Origin of the sequence: Brucella sp. NBRC 12950 (assembly GCF_030268145.1) — a bacterium.
Taxonomy (GTDB): domain Bacteria; phylum Pseudomonadota; class Alphaproteobacteria; order Rhizobiales; family Rhizobiaceae; genus Brucella.
Genome location: NZ_BSQC01000015.1, coordinates 81,306 through 96,190, shown reverse-complemented (window position 1 = coordinate 96,190; position 14,885 = coordinate 81,306). Strand labels below are relative to the sequence as shown.

The window sequence follows — 14,885 nt, the reverse complement described above, 5'->3', positions numbered from 1 at the left end:
CCTCTATGGGTCGTTTCTTTCCGGTAGAAGTTCCTGCTTCCACCTTGCCGACCATTTTGATTATTTGTTCATATGGTATTTTAAGTTTCAACTATAATTGCCTTAGTCTGCGCAACCAAACGGCAGATATCTGGCCCCAGTTCCTCAAAGAGATCCAAAGAACCGTTGAAGGCGATCCATGGCCTCGTTGACGCGTGCAAGTGATTGTGAACCAAAACAGACGCGCAAATGTCCTTCGCCACAGGCTCCGTAAAAGCTCCCCGCTTCCAGTACGACACCCGCTTCCGTCATAATGCGTTCAGCCATATCCTGCGATTTAACTCCCAATGCAGCGATTTTTGGAAACGCGTAAATCGTACCTTGTGGCCAATCGCAGGTGACACCCGACATCTGGTTTAACCTTGATACAACGATGTCGCGCTTCAACTTGTCGTCGCCCACCAGTTCAGCCAATATTTCTTTCGGACCGGAGATTGCGGCCAGAGCGCCCGCCTGAATAAAGGTGTTCACGTGTGTGACGTCGTTTGTGGTGATCTTCAGAATGCCTTCGATCATGTGCGAGGGTGCGGTGAGATACCCAAGTCGCCAGCCGTCCATCGCAAAGCTTTTGGTAAATGCGAACATTGATATCGTTCGTTCCTTCATGCCAGGCAATGAAGCGATCGAAACATGGCGAACACCATCGAACAGAATATCTTCGTAAACCTCATCAGCGACCACCACCAAATCATGGCGGCGAGCAATATCTGCCAAAACCTCCAACTCCTTGAGACTGTAGACCCGTCCCGTGGGGTTACACGGATTGATCAAAACAATCATTTTTGTGCGATCTGTGATCTTTGGTTCGATCAAATCCGCCTTGATCGAAAAGCGGTCATTCGCATCGAGGGGTGCCAGTACAGGTATGGCTCCAGCAAGTTCTATCTTGCCAATATGTTGGGGATAGTATGGCTCCAGCAGGATAACTTCATCTCCTGGGTCCAGCAGCGCCATAAAAGCTGCGAAGGATGCGTGGGTCAACCCGTTGGTTACAACAATGTCGGATGCCGAAACATCCATTCCATTTTTTTCACAAAGACGGGCCGCCAGTGCTTCGCGCAGTTTGGGAATTCCCTGAAGATGTGAGTAGTGGACATCGCCGGCCATCAAGGCATTAACGGTCGCCTGCTTGATATGAAGCGGTGTATCGGCATGGGGACTTCCAAGCTCCATATGGATGAGATCACCGGCGTCCGCACCAAGCCCCGCCGCCCGCGCATACATGCCAAAGGATTTTTTGGAGCTTTCGGTTATGCGTTTGGCAAGGCGGACCATCTAGCTATCTTTCCTGTTATCTCTGTGTCTCAGCCACACGCAAGCGTGTAGAGGAACCGGCTTCCGTTACCATGGTCAGCAGCGCAATCGGCTGTGCAACTACCATCCCATCGTCTTCATTTCATGTTCCAAACCGACCGCATCAACGCGCCATCAAACGGTAAGAGCGATCCAAGATGAATATATCTAAAGATCATTTGATCAAATTAGCAAGCGAAAAATTTCCGCGCTATTTCTGCGCGAGCAGAAATAAGTTCTCTCTCTATAACTTATTGTTTCTATTCTTTTTTTGCGAAGCTTCTCAGCTCGAAACTCACGAATATCGCAGCTAATTCAAATCCTCGAAGTGGCATTCAACACTAATCTTCATCATCATCGATAAGGTGATTACCCACCGAATTCTTGACAAGTTTCATGTCGCTTAACAGCGACGCGATGGTGTCCCGGTCGACCTCCGCCATCAGATCACGCAACCAGCTTTCGTGGACACTCGCCATCTTTGCGAACACCGTCTGCCCCGATTCTGTCAAGCGCGCGACAGTAACGCGCCTGTCGGCACCCGGTGTCTCCCGTCGCACGAGCCCGTCGCTTTCCAGTCGTTCAACTAAACCTGTGATGTTGCCATTCGTCACCATGGCCCGGCGCGAAAGCTCCCCTAGTCGTAAACCATCCGGTTCCCGGTAGAGCTGCGCAAGAATGTCAAACTGAGGCAGCGTAACTCCAAACTCATTGCGTAAACGGCGGCGAATCTCCTGTGAGATTAGTCGAGTTGTTGCCAGCATGCGTAACCAAAGACGCAGCTCTTGCTTTTCGCCTTCATCGACTTCGGTGACTATAAATTCGAGATCCATATTCTACTGCCCCGGTAGATATCGTTGCGCTGCAATTTGCGAGAATTGCGCCAAGCAACGGATATTTCAAGCCTAAATCAACCGCATCACCGCATCCTTGCCATTATTAGGCGACGCATCACACAATAGCCTGCCCCTAGCGCAGGCAAACCGGCGAGAATGCCCTGGCGCAAGCAACTCTATTTTTAGTGGTTCATGATTTTATACTTGAATGCATATATTCGCGTTACTTTGCACGAGGTCTCGTCACCAATCTCGGCGCGTTCAAGCGGCTTTAAATTGCCAGAATACATGGCTTCTTAGCCAAAACCCTTCTTCGACAGAAAGATTGATAGAGGTTTTTACAGGTAAGATACTTGCAAGAGCATATTCCTTGACATAGGCTTTGAACGAACGTCCGAAAGAGACCGGTTCATAAAGGACCGCACAATAATGCCGGCGCCGGCTCAGGACGAAATGGGGATTGCATGAACGATACATCTGCGCTTGCCAGCCTCGCGTTTGGACTATTGTCTGGTGCTGTCAAGGTTGTTGACATCACCGCGCCACTCGGTCCGGATACACCTGTCCTTTACCTTCCTCCCCAATTCGGCAAAAACACGCCAAATGTTAAAGTTCACACTATTAGCCAATATGATCAAGACGGGCCCTTCTGGGCCTGGAACTGGATGGAGCTTGGCGAACATACCGGCACCCATTTCGATGCCCCTTGTCACTGGATTACCGGAAAAGATCATTCTGGCAATACTACCGACACGATCCCGCCGCAGAACTTTGTTGCCCCTGTAAACGTTATCGACCGGTCGGCTCAGGCAACCGCCGACGCCGATTATCTGCTGACGGTTGAGAGCATCAAGGAATGGGAAGCAGAGCACGGTGAAATCGAAGCAGGTTCGTGGGTTCTAATGCGTACGGATTGGTACAAGCGCAATGGGTCGGCTGACACATTTTTGAATGCCGATGAAAACGGCCCTCACTCTCCCGGTCCTACGGTCGATGCAATCGAGTACCTTCTTTCGAAAGGCATAATCGGATGGGGGCAGGAAACAGTAGGTACTGACGCAGGATCCGCTGGCACCATGCACCCTCCGTTTCCCGCGCATAATCTTATGCACAAGGCAAACCGTTACGGTCTGGCAAGCCTGAGTAACCTAGATCAGTTGCCTGCAAAAGGTGCGATCCTGATCGCGGCGCCGTTGAAATTTGTCAATGGCACCGGCTCTCCGGTCCGTGCACTCGCTCTTGTTGCTGAAAGCGACAAGTAGGACACGACCGCCTGGAAAGTATCAGCTTCATTGTGTTGGCTTTTGTAAAGAGCTCCCGCTCCTATCAGATATGTCGAACCAAACTCGCCCCATCTAGTGGGGACACTGAAGAGACGACGACATCCTCGTCGTCTCTTGTACGTTGAAACTGGAAAGAATAATATCCAACGTCACCCGTGAATGAAGGCTCTCACCGCTCTGGTATTTGTTGATGGTCTGAGACCGCAACGCTTGGCTTCATATACCGTTATAACACCGTGAATGGAGCCAAGGCGGGACATGACATTGCCAAACGCAGCTATATCTCCATTGTCGAAGCGGTGGCTCATAAGGATAATGTCGACCTCTGGTATCTGATGGAAAGTTAGGTCGAAAGCTCTTTTCTGATAATTTCAGCACCCGTACTCAATGCACTTAATTTCCCTCGTGCCACTTGCCGAGGTAATGGTGCCATGCCGCAATTGGTGCACGGATATAGTTTGTCTGCATCAACAAACTGAAGTGCCTTTCGCAAAGTGCTCGCAACTTCCTCCGGCGTCTCAACGGTTTGGGCCGCAACATCAATGGCGCCCACCATCACCTTCTTGCCTCGAAGGAGTTCTATCAGATCTATCGGAACATGTGAGTTTTGACATTCCAGAGAGATCAGATCGATATTGGATTTCTGCAGTTTGGGGAAGGATTCCTCATATTGACGCCATTCGGAACCAAGGGTCTTTTTCCAATCAGTATTGGCCTTAATTCCGTATCCATAGCAAATATGAACTGCCGTTTCGCATTTGAGACCCTCGATTGCCCTCTCAAGAGTAGCAACGCCCCAATCATTGACATCATCAAAGAACACGTTGAATGCTGGCTCATCGAATTGGATAATATCTACGCCGGCAACCTCCAGTTCTTTAGCTTCTTCATTGAGTATCTTTGCGAACTCCCAGGCTAGTTTCTCACGGCTCTTATAGTGGGCATCATAAAGCGTATCGATCATCGTCATAGGCCCCGGCAACGCCCATTTGATGGGCTGCTGGGTTTGCTGACGTAGGAACTTCGCATCATCGACAAAAACCGGTTTTGGACGGGACACCGCTCCAACGACCGTCGGTACACTCGCATCATAGCGATTGCGGATTCTGACTGTTTCTCGCTTTTGAAAATCAACACCTTCAAGGTGCTCAATAAATGTTGTGACAAAATGCTGACGCGTCTGTTCGCCGTCACTGACAATATCGATGCCCGCCTGTCTTTGATCGTCCAAGGATAAGCGCAGAGCATCCTGCTTGCCCGCGATCAGTTCCTCATCCTGTAACTTCCAAGGCGACCAAAGTTTTTCAGGTTCTGCAAGCCAGGAAGGCTTTGGTAAACTGCCGGCGGTCGACGTGGGCAATAGTCTTTTCATGATAGGTAACCTTATCTTTTGGCTCATCAAAGCGTGTAATTGGCAGACCATTGCTCAAGGACGGTCTTATAGGGCGTCATGAATTGTTCCTGAGCGAATATGCCCTGCTCAACAGCCAATCGGCTTCGCTCTTCGCGATCATAGACAACACGTGTCAGTGAGTAGTCCTCATGTTCAAGGCTTGGCCGAAAGCAAGCCCCAGCTACCGAATTGGCATTGTAAATCTCGGGCCGATAGATCTTCTGAAAAGTCTCCATCGTACTGATTGTGCCGATAAGCTCAAGATTGGTATAGTCATCAAGGAGGTCGCCAACAAAATAGAAGGCGAATGGCGCAACACTGTTGGGCGGCATGAAGAAGCGGACCCGCAACCCCATTTTTTGAAAATATTGATCAGTCAAAGATAATTCACTTTGACGATACTCTACACCCAGCACCGGATGGTAATTACCAGTCCGGTGATATGTTTTACTGCTGGATGCACTTAAGCAGATCACGGGTGGCTTTCGAAAATGTTCTTCGTAAGCATTCGACTTGAGGAAACATTTGAATAGCTTTCCATGCAGGTCGCCGAAGTCATCTGGAATGCTGAACGTGGAGCGCCCCTTGTTATATTCGGGCAGAACGACGCTAAAGTCGTAATCTCGAACATAAGAAGAGAAGTTGTTTCCAACAATGCCTTCGATCCGTTCGCCAGTCTTTTGATCAACGATATTGGCTTTCAATATCTCTATCAGGGGGAAAGCATCCGAGTTGCCTTCCGCATCAATATTCATCTCGACCGAGATGATTTCGAGTTCAACCCTATAGCGATTGCCATCGGTATTATCCCAATGCGCCAGAGCGTTGAACCGATTATCAATCATTCTCAGCGCGTTACGAAGGTTCTCCTGGCGGTTCCTCCCCCTGGCTAAATTTGCAAAGTTGGTCGTTACACGCGTGTTGGTTGAGGGCAGATAGTTCTCATCAAAACGATGGAAATTTAGATGAAACGTGAAATCGTCACGCCTCGTGATCGGTTGACGATTAACATATGGCTCGCCGCTCGCGGCGACCGGAATTGCGGTTTGAGACATGACTCACCCCAAAAAGTTGGGGGCATGGGTCAGCGAACTCATAGCAATAGGGACCGCTACGCGGCCTTCGCTACGGCACACCGGGACACCCCGCCCGTGGACGTTACTTTGCGAAGGCAGGTCTCCTGGCTCGCGGGTCATTGCTTCTCTCCGTCTTCCCAGGGAGAACCCCAGTGACATTCTGGACATCAGCTTGCCGCTTACAGTTGCGGGGGCAGCGTCGGCTTTCCCAATAGTCTGGGGCACCAACTTCCCTCTTAGCCCCGGCACATCTAAGAGACGACCGGAGAACCTAGGCCAAGTAACTTTCCTGTATCGGACGCAAAATGTCAATAGCACATAAAGAAATGTTTATATCTTTAAGTCGCAAACTGCAGGGCCAAGCTGTTCCTGGCAGAATGCTCATCTGCTTGACCGCTAGTTCCTTTCATTGCTCCTGGAAGGATCGATTACCAGCATTGCCGTGTGGAGATCCGGCCTCTCGATTCTAACATTCGTCGCTAATCTCAGGCCGATTCCGCGAAAAATTGGAAACATCCACCGCTGTCTTCTCCGTACGCCCAAATCGCGATCGTATAAGCGAAGATTATCAACGCTATTTTGACGACGCGCTTATTGTATTTTTGATCTGCATGCTGTTGTGATCGTCACCAACGGTGGGGTTTCGGTCTATTTGGAGGAAGTTTGAATGCGAATGTTTCTGATTACGGGTCTGTTGACCCTTATGGCAACCGGTGGGGGCTTTGCTGCTACGTGTGAGCAAAGCTTTAAGTCAGAGGGAGTTCCGCTCTTAACTCCGACTGTCTATCGCGCGACACAAAGCTTTACTGGTATCAAATCGTCGGATGCCTTGCAGCGTATGGCACAAGCCATCGCAGCCGACGGCTTTTCTGGCATCACGATCAACAAGCAGCTCTCGTCCATTGACGCCTTTCAAGATGGATCTGGATCGGGTCGCATGCAGACCTTGCGCGTGACCGCTCGTAAGCAGGGCAAGGGCATACGCGTTGACGCTATCTTCACACTCAAAGTGGGGCAGACGATGAGCACGTCGGTGGCGCGCAAAGGACTTTGCGGTTTCCTAGCTGCGGCAGCACAATAAGCTAACCGGCTCGATTTTCACTACCGTGCCTTAGAAAGCACGTTGATATCGAGCCCGATCGTCTCTAATTGATGAAGGCAAATCTGGCTCTTCCCGTACACGAAAGGCCGAGAGGCTGGAAACATTCGGATCTCGATATTTTATTGGTACGCTCACTGCGCCTTAGACAGGAATCGCTGTAAGTTCTTGAGGAACCGGCTACTCTCTACCCTGAACGGCATTTTTTGGCGACAACGTGTGGCCTGGTCACCTTTGTCTTCAGGTAGTCAAGAGATGCCACAGCGCCGGAACCAGCATTGCGATGATGAACGTGATAAGTGCGGGTGATCGCCGCGTTTCCAGTAAGGAGTACGGTTGCTTTTGTTCCTTGGTGCGGTGGGAACTTCAGCAACACAGGTCCGGTCTTTCTGCATAGCGACGGTTCTCTCGTAGATCCGATATAGCTTGGACAGTGCCCACAGGCTCTTTCAACTATGCTGGTGCGCCTCTGTCATCATCGCGCCGCCATAAGCACGAAGATGAGAGTGCCTCTATCCGCTCAATAGAAATCTTTGCTCCGTCAGCGGCCCGCGCAGGGAGTTAATCGAAATTGTTGTAACCGTTACTTATTGACAGCCTGTGATGGAAGATATCGAAATGGTTTTTCGAAGAATAACAGCAGGGTAATGGAGGCATCGTTTTTTCAAACCACCCAGCAGAGTGTTGAAAGCAATTGGCTGAACAGACGCAGGGACATTCGAAGCGCCTTCTTTCAACGGCGTATCGGCAGCCATATTCGTGTGGCAATTGTCAGTAGCAGCAATGTCTCTGGCGTAGTTTGTGGCCTAGTATGAAGTGGCTTCTCGGTCTCGCTCCGACCTTAGAGGAGAACACCCTAATGCGGGTACTACTCGTCATAGCAGGCGGAATCCTGCTGCTCTGCGTGTTTTTGCTCCTAGGCAAAATCTCAGGCGGAAAGCTTTTTATTCTAGTTTGGCTTGCTATCGCTCTGTTGAATATGTGGATTGGCGTTACCCGGTCTGACAATACAGTGACGCGAGAATTATCGATTCTTTTCGTCGTCTTTGCGGTGCCTGCGATCCTGTCGGCGATAGCGATATGGCAACTCGTGGAAATCGCCCCCCTGCATTTACCTGATAACCAACAAGGAAGAGCAACCATGTCGATCATTCTCCCACCACCCCTTCAATCTGCTGCCAATGCGATAAATGCAGGCGACGAAGATGCGTTTGTTGCTGCTTTTTCTCCCGTCGGCATCGTCAATGACTGGGGTCGCATCCTCACTGGAGCCGACGGAGTGCGGTCGTGGGCACGTTCAGACGCCATCGGTGCTAATGCCCGAATGACAATTCTCGAAGCGGTTACTACTGAAAATACCACCCATATTGTGTTCGATTGGCAGAGCCGCGTCTTCAATGGCCGCAGCGAAGCTTATGTGACGATCGTGGACGGACTGATCACGGAATTCCGCATCCCTGCAAAATAGAGAAAACCAAGCCTATGGCCGCTGAAACTGTTACCCAGGCCGCACAAGCGGCTCATCATGGCGGCGTTGATCTGTTCGCCGTCGTTGTTCTTCTTGCAGCCGCAGTAGTTGCCGTACCGCTGTTCCGCCGGGCGGGGCTCGGCTCAGTCCTCGGTTACTTGGCAGCTGGTCTTGCAATCGGCCCGTTCGGTCTCGGCTTCTTCCATGATGCACAATCCATCATTCATGTTGCTGAACTGGGCGTTGTGTTGTTCCTGTTCATCATCGGCCTTGAAATGCAACCATCACGCCTATGGGCGATGCGCGGGGAGATTTTCGGCCTCGGCCTATTGCAGGTGGGCGTCGCCATTGCCGCACTTGCATGGGTCGGTATTGCGCTTGGCTATCCGACATCAGCGAGTTTCGTTGCTGGTACTGGATTCGTGCTGACCTCAACAGCCATTGTGATGCAAATGTTGCAAGAGCGCGGCGAGATGGGATTGCCCAAGGCAAGACGCATCATTGCAATCCTTCTACTGGAGGATCTGGCCATCGTGCCGCTGCTCGCGCTAGTGGCGTTTCTCGCGCCGGGAGGGGCCGAGGCGACGGTTGGCGACCGTCTGATGGGTGTTGCTATCGGTCTTGCTGCCATCGCGGCACTCGTATTGGCAGGCCGTTATCTGCTCGATCCGATGTTCCGCCTGCTCGCCCGCTTCGGTGCACGCGAGGTGATGACGGCGGCCGCTCTTCTGGTCGTTCTGGGATCTGCCGTGCTCATGCAGGCGGGGGGGCTCTCCATGGCGATGGGCGCGTTCCTTGCCGGCGTGCTCCTGTCGGAGTCTTCCTTTCGCCATCAGCTCGAGGCCGATGTCGAGCCATTCCGGGGATTACTTCTAGGGCTGTTCTTCCTTGGTGTGGGCATGGCGCTTGACCTCAACATCATCGCAGCGAATTGGGCCGTGATAGCGATTTCGGTTCCCGCTTTCATGATCCTCAAGATGACGGTCATCTATGGGGTTGCCAGATTACTCAAAGCCGATAATCGTGAAGCCATCGAGCGCACGGTTTTGATGGCCCAAGGCGGCGAATTCGCCTTCGTGCTTTATGCGACCGCCACGCAATTTGGCATCCTGACGACCGAGTGGAATGCCAACCTGACGGCGATTATCATCATCTCAATGGTGCTGACGCCATTGATGATTATCCTCCATGATCGGCTGTTACCAAAAACAGCACAGTCGATGGAGGGAGTCGAAGTCGCCAACGAGCTGTCGGGCAACGTTCTGCTCATTGGCTTCGGCCGCTTTGGGCAAATCGTCAGTCAGCCACTATTGGCGCGGGGGCATTCGATTTCAATCATCGAGACGAATACCGAGGCGATCCGGAACGCTGAGGATTTTGGCTTCAAAGTCTATTATGGTGATGGTGCGCGCCTCGACATCCTTCATGCCGCTGGTGCAGAGCATGCGAAGGCGATCGTCATCGCTGTCAACGATGCAAAGGCCGCCAACGTGATCGCTGAGCTTGCCCGACACGAGTTTCCACTCGTGCCAGTTTTGGCACGCTCTGTCGATCGTGAGCATGCCATCGAGTTGCTTCACGCAGGGGTCAACTACCAGGTTCGCGAAACACTCGAATCCGCACTCCTTCTTGGGGAACGAGTGCTGGTTGTTCTTGGTGACGAGCCGGAAATGGCGATGGAACTGATGGCTGATATCCGTAAGCGCGACACCGAGCGTTTAGAGATTGAGATGGTCGGGGGAATTTATGCAGGCCGCGATTTGATCCATGGAAATGTTAGAGGCAAACACAGTAACTCGGAGACTTCATCATGATTGCCATGCCTGAAAAACGAAGCCTCAGGGATCAAGAGCTGCTTTTGGATGTTGTCAGCTTCTGGAAGCAGGCCGGTTCTCAAGGAATATGGTTCGACAAGGACAAGAACTTCGATCGCAGCTTTCGGGAACGTTTTCTCAACCTCCATATGAAAGTTGCCGAACGACAGTATGACAGCTGGATGAAAACACCTGAAGGTGGACTGGCACTCCTAATCCTAACTGACCAGTTCCCACGCAACGCATTTCGTGGCACCGGGCATATGTATGCAACGGATCCGCTTGCTCGTCACTATGCCCGGTTCGCTAAGGCGGCGGGGCACATGGAGCACATTACGGGAGATCTGCGCCTGTTTTTCTGTCTTCCGTTCGCTCATTCGGAGGACATGGCCGACCAGGACATCTCAGTGGCTCTCAACGGCAGCCTGGGAGAACCCTGGCTGTCGCATGCGGAGGGCCACCGGAACATCATACAGCGGTTCGGTCGTTTTCCGCACCGAAACTCCATACTTGGACGAGAGACCACGCCAGATGAAGCGGAATTTCTCACGAGTGGCGGCTTTCAGGGATAGCCCTGCGTCTTCACGCCCTGTGAGCCAGAAAATGCCTAGACCATCCATAACTCCGGTCTGGACACAAGACCGATCGGCGCCGTGGAATGCGGTAGAGGCGGCCGAGACACTCAAGAAATCTCAGGCTACCCGTGAACGACGGCTACCGCTGCCGCATGAGTTGTCTCACGAGCAACGCGTCGAGCCGGTGCGCGGGTTCTGTCAACGGGCATTTGTTGATGCCGGGATGGTGACGGATATTGCGTAGCACGCACCGGGTCGTGAGGGCGATGAACTCAATCATTATGCGCAAATTCTGCTGACGACGCGCGAGATCGGCCCGGAGGGTCTTAACCGGGATTGAAATGCGGGGCATCGTCTGGAAGCCCGGCGGAAGCTTTGGACGCTGGACCTCAATGCAGCGCCGGAGAGCTACGGCCTCGGGGGGGCGCGACCATCGAACGCTGAAGGTTCAGCGCGATGAAGCGTTTAATTTGGCACATGTTGCAGGGACACAGGGTGATGTGCATACAGAATTTGAGCAGATGGTGCGAGGGGGGTGGCCGCACCGGGAACCGTTACCCCAGGTATCTAGCGGGGCTTGGTATCTCAACGAGCGTGGCGACGACGTGGAACCAATAGTCGAGCGGCGGCGGAACAGTCTCGCAGCCCAGAAAATCAAAGAAAGGTCCGCAGAACTGGCGTGTCTCGTGCGTGACGGGCTGGAACATGCCATTGCCCATGTGAAAAATCTGACGGAACGGGTGCGACAAGCTGCAGTTGGCTTTGACCTCAGCGGCTATAGTGAGCGCGCCCGCGATCTGGGGCAAGGCTTCCGGATTGAGGATAGGGCCGATTACAGCAGGAAGCCGAACTCCTGCGCCAGAAGCAGATCGAGCAGGAGCATAAGCGGCTGGTTTATGATCATGGGCTGAGCCTGTAGAGTGAATTCATACCTACTCTGGCAACGCTACCCCCGCCTCCCATCACGAGATTGAATGGCGCGGAAGCGCGGTCAGAGTTGAAATTGCGGCCCATAAGCTGGGATATTTTTCAAATTGTATGCTTGCTATCCTTACTCAGTGTTTAACCGCATTGGGAGAGTAGCTATGCGCGAATTGACAATTGAAGAAATGATGATGGTGTCAGGCGTCGGAAGCTTGGATGCTAAAGATGGTGCCAACTATGGAGGTAATAGTGCTGGGGTGGTCGTACTGGTGCAGCTGCAGGAGGTGTTGCGGGAAATGCAGCAGGCTCCGCTCTTGGCGGGCCTTGGGGAGGCAGAATAGGAGGTGCATTAGGAGCCCTCGCCGGATGGGGAGCAGGCAACTCTATTGAAAACAGCATCAATAATGGGGGAGAGCCAGATTGGGGTAGATTCACTCCTATGGGGGATTATGGCGGCGGATCATTCTCAATTAGCGGCGGTCGCGAGAAAGGGGGCGGAGATAGCGGTGGTCGTGGTAATAAGTAATATTAGGTTTTATTATTATGCAAGCATTAATATATAACTTGCCTTGGTTATTAATGAATTCATTAATAATTCTTTTTTACCCATATGGATTAGAGGTAGATAGAAAGTGGTTATATCTTATTTCATTATTGTCTCCATTTATTTTGTCCATCACATGGGACTTAACATATAAATATTTTATACAATAAATATTAATAAGGAATTTTATGTTCCTTATTAATATAATTATATATCCAAAGTAAAAGCTAACTCGCAAGCCGCTTCCACCAAAGGCGGGTCTCCAACGCATGCTAGCGATCACAATGAGCGCGTAGATCATCGTTGGCGGCGCGCATCGTTTTCAGCATTTTGCGCAGAACAGCTATTCTGGTCGAATTTTGGACATAAATGACTTACCACCGGACAGGAGACTGACCCTCTCACCCTCTGTCTCGACAGATAGCATCGGCCTTTGAATGTCTATGTTGCTCTACAACCACAATCAGCGAAGAGACAAGGAGCAAAGTAAAACCACGCAACCAAATCGGAGGAATTGGTGCTGGTCGAGCGCGTCAGTTCTCCGTCAAAAACTGTTCCGCAACGCTGCGAATACCTTCACTATCCAGCTTGTAGTGCGCATAGAGGTGGGAGGGCGGCGCAATAAGACTATATTCGTCATAGATTCCATGACGTTTGAGTTTCACACCCGCGCCTTCGTCAGCCAGAACTTCGGCAACAGCAGCGCCGAGCCCACCCAGTACGTTGTGTTCCTCCACGGTCATCAGTTTCTTAGAACGCGCCGCAGCAGAGAGGATCGACTCCCGGTCTAACGGTTTGATTGACGCCATGTCGATCACCCCGATAGAGCGACCCATGGCATTCATTACACGGGCAGCCTCAAGCGCGCCGTGAACAGCCATACCGCAAGCAATGATCGTCAGCTCTTCCCCTTGAATGTGTTCATGTGTCTTGCCAAAAGTGAAAGTCATATTCTTGTCGTAAACAACTGGATCCCGACCTCGACCGATCCGGAAATAGATCGGACGATCATGATTGCCCGATGCGCGAATGGCTGCTTCCAACTGGGCACCGTCAGCAGGCGATACAACGGAGAGATCGGCAATCGAACGAGTAATCGCTATATCTTCGGTCGCATGGTGTGACGTCCCGTAGAAGCCAAGTGAGATACCTGTGTGATGGCCGACCAACCGTACGGGCTGAGCGGAATATGCGACATCCATGCGTATCTGCTCGCAGGCGAGCAATGCTATAAATGAGGCAAAAGTCGCCACAAACGGCGTGACACCGCATGTTGCAATGCCAGCTGCCACACTCACCATATTCTGTTCTGAAATACCAAAAGAAATGTATCGATCAGGGTAGACAGATGCGAAGCGGTTTAAGCCATTTGAGTATTGCAGATCGGCAGAACCTGCCACAATGTTATGTCCGGCCTCAACGAGTTCGATAAGACCGTTGGAGAGATGATCGAGACCGGGATTGGCTGCATTCATGAAGGCATATCCAGCAACTGACCTCGAACTGGATTTCACGGATCGTTTGGTTGACGTGATTGAGGAAGGGTTTGATGCTGTCGTGCGAACAGGCGAAATTCGTGATACGAGACTAATGAGCCGTAAGCTTGGAACGTTTAAACATCGGATTGTCGCTTCACCAGAATACCTCAAGCAAAACGGCAAGCCTGTTATACCCGAGGATCTTCTACATCATAGATGTATGCATCATCGCTATGCAAATTCGGGAAAACTGGAACCGTGGCCACTGATAGTAGGTCAAACCGATATCCGAATTACACTACCTGTGACGACTGCCGCCAGCACTCTGGAACCGCTTATTCACCTCGCGGAAGGCGGCTTTGGGATCACATGCTTGCCAAGCTTTGCAGTCGAACAGCAGTTTGCAGAACGCAAGCTGGTTCCGATACTCGATGAATACATAATTGAAACAGGCATCTTCCGTGTTTTATGGCCCACGAACAGATATTTATCACCCAAAATTCGGGGGTTCGTTGACTTCATGGCCAGCAATCTGTTCATGACAACGAAGCAAAGCAGTTAAATCGGAATGCGGGCAAAGACCCAGTCAGTCATAATGCCAGTTCTCCCTAACCAGTGCTTCGTTAATATCAGGTACCGCACCAATTAGCATTTTCGTTTAAGCGTGAGTTGGAATCCCAAAGACATTTTCCACCGCACCCTGTTCTACAGAACACCATGGCGCAAAATGCCAACACGACCTGCCATCTGCCTCACAACTGCTAAATTGTGGCGTATTAGCAGACAAGTAAGATTAAATTCAATCTGCAGCGAGGTCATCAAATCCAGAACCTGGGCCTGAGCCGAGACGTCGAGTGCTGATGTCGGTTCATCGCAAATGATGAAACGTGGACGGCTGGCAAGTGCTCTTGCGATGGCAATGCGTTGTCTTTGTCCGCCGGAAAACTCGTGCGGATAAGTATCAAGCCTTCGTTCGGCATCCGCAATTCGAACCTCCGCAGAAGCCCTATTGCGTGGTTACGTGCAACCGATTGCGAGAGGGAAAAATGGCGGCGTATAGTCT

At 51.4% G+C, this 14,885-nt stretch carries 14 protein-coding genes, 1 pseudogene and 1 riboswitch; of the genes and pseudogenes, 9 read left to right on the top strand and 6 right to left on the bottom strand.

What is annotated here, in order from left to right; translation table 11 throughout:
• Positions 1 to 144 precede the first annotated feature (144 nt).
• Positions 145 to 1,314: a pyridoxal phosphate-dependent aminotransferase gene (locus QSJ70_RS22290; protein WP_285539738.1), complete on the bottom strand. Its 1,170-nt coding sequence runs from the start codon at positions 1,312 to 1,314 to the stop codon at positions 145 to 147.
• Between the two features lie 359 nt (positions 1,315 to 1,673).
• Positions 1,674 to 2,165: a MarR family winged helix-turn-helix transcriptional regulator gene (locus QSJ70_RS22285; protein ID WP_285539736.1), complete on the bottom strand. Its 492-nt coding sequence runs from the start codon at positions 2,163 to 2,165 to the stop codon at positions 1,674 to 1,676.
• A gap of 467 nt (positions 2,166 to 2,632) precedes the next feature.
• On the opposite strand from QSJ70_RS22285, the gene QSJ70_RS22280 reads away from it, so the two are divergent.
• Positions 2,633 to 3,430, top strand: a complete 798-nt coding sequence (locus tag QSJ70_RS22280; RefSeq protein WP_285539734.1) for a cyclase family protein — start codon at positions 2,633 to 2,635, stop codon at positions 3,428 to 3,430.
• Between the two features lie 364 nt (positions 3,431 to 3,794).
• Here the strand turns inward: QSJ70_RS22280 and QSJ70_RS22275 are convergent, their stop codons facing one another.
• Positions 3,795 to 4,823 carry a methionine synthase gene (locus tag QSJ70_RS22275; protein ID WP_285539732.1) on the bottom strand — a complete coding sequence of 343 codons (1,029 nt, stop codon included), beginning with the start codon at positions 4,821 to 4,823 and terminating at the stop codon, positions 3,795 to 3,797.
• 26 nt (positions 4,824 to 4,849) lie between these two features.
• Entirely contained in the window at positions 4,850 to 5,899 is a 1,050-nt protein-coding gene (locus tag QSJ70_RS22270) for a DUF1852 domain-containing protein (RefSeq protein WP_285539729.1), read from the bottom strand.
• A gap of 98 nt (positions 5,900 to 5,997) precedes the next feature.
• Positions 5,998 to 6,210: riboswitch (cobalamin riboswitch) on the bottom strand.
• A gap of 377 nt (positions 6,211 to 6,587) precedes the next feature.
• Here QSJ70_RS22270 and QSJ70_RS22265 point away from each other — a divergent pair.
• From QSJ70_RS22265 to QSJ70_RS22235, 7 genes are all read left to right on the top strand, one after another.
• Positions 6,588 to 7,001, top strand: a complete 414-nt coding sequence (locus QSJ70_RS22265) for a hypothetical protein (protein WP_285539727.1) — start codon at positions 6,588 to 6,590, stop codon at positions 6,999 to 7,001.
• 877 nt (positions 7,002 to 7,878) lie between these two features.
• A complete protein-coding gene (locus tag QSJ70_RS22260) occupies positions 7,879 to 8,487 on the top strand; it encodes a nuclear transport factor 2-like protein (RefSeq protein ID WP_285539725.1) in 609 nt (202 codons plus the stop codon).
• A 14-nt stretch (positions 8,488 to 8,501) separates the two neighbouring features.
• Entirely contained in the window at positions 8,502 to 10,301 is a 1,800-nt protein-coding gene (locus tag QSJ70_RS22255; protein ID WP_285539723.1) for a monovalent cation:proton antiporter-2 (CPA2) family protein, read from the top strand.
• Positions 10,298 to 10,873 carry a DUF924 family protein gene (locus QSJ70_RS22250; protein WP_502871711.1) on the top strand — a complete coding sequence of 192 codons (576 nt, stop codon included), beginning with the start codon at positions 10,298 to 10,300 and terminating at the stop codon, positions 10,871 to 10,873. The genes QSJ70_RS22255 and QSJ70_RS22250 overlap by 4 nt, the downstream gene beginning before the upstream one ends.
• A 31-nt stretch (positions 10,874 to 10,904) precedes the next feature.
• Positions 10,905 to 11,120, top strand: coding sequence for a MobA/MobL family protein (locus QSJ70_RS22245; protein WP_285539722.1), 216 nt, complete (start codon positions 10,905 to 10,907; stop codon positions 11,118 to 11,120).
• Positions 11,121 to 11,217: 97 nt separating this feature from the next.
• Positions 11,218 to 11,787 (top strand): hypothetical protein, encoded by a 570-nt coding sequence (locus tag QSJ70_RS22240; RefSeq protein WP_285539721.1) that lies wholly within the window; start codon positions 11,218 to 11,220, stop codon positions 11,785 to 11,787.
• A 174-nt stretch (positions 11,788 to 11,961) separates the two neighbouring features.
• Complete coding sequence (locus QSJ70_RS22235; RefSeq protein ID WP_285539720.1) at positions 11,962 to 12,141, top strand: hypothetical protein; 180 nt, start codon at positions 11,962 to 11,964, stop codon at positions 12,139 to 12,141.
• Between the two features lie 736 nt (positions 12,142 to 12,877).
• Here the strand turns inward: QSJ70_RS22235 and QSJ70_RS22230 are convergent.
• On the bottom strand, positions 12,878 to 13,819 hold the full coding sequence (locus tag QSJ70_RS22230) for a transketolase family protein (RefSeq protein ID WP_285539718.1): 942 nt from the start codon (positions 13,817 to 13,819) through the stop codon (positions 12,878 to 12,880).
• Here QSJ70_RS22230 and QSJ70_RS22225 point away from each other — a divergent pair.
• A pseudogene (locus tag QSJ70_RS22225) lies at positions 13,800 to 14,384 on the top strand (LysR substrate-binding domain-containing protein); the annotation flags it as partial. The gene QSJ70_RS22230 and the pseudogene QSJ70_RS22225 overlap by 20 nt on opposite strands.
• Positions 14,385 to 14,527: 143 nt before the next feature.
• Here the strand turns inward: QSJ70_RS22225 and QSJ70_RS22220 are convergent.
• A complete protein-coding gene (locus QSJ70_RS22220) occupies positions 14,528 to 14,809 on the bottom strand; it encodes an ATP-binding cassette domain-containing protein (RefSeq protein WP_285539819.1) in 282 nt (93 codons plus the stop codon).
• Positions 14,810 to 14,885: the final 76 nt, after the last annotated feature.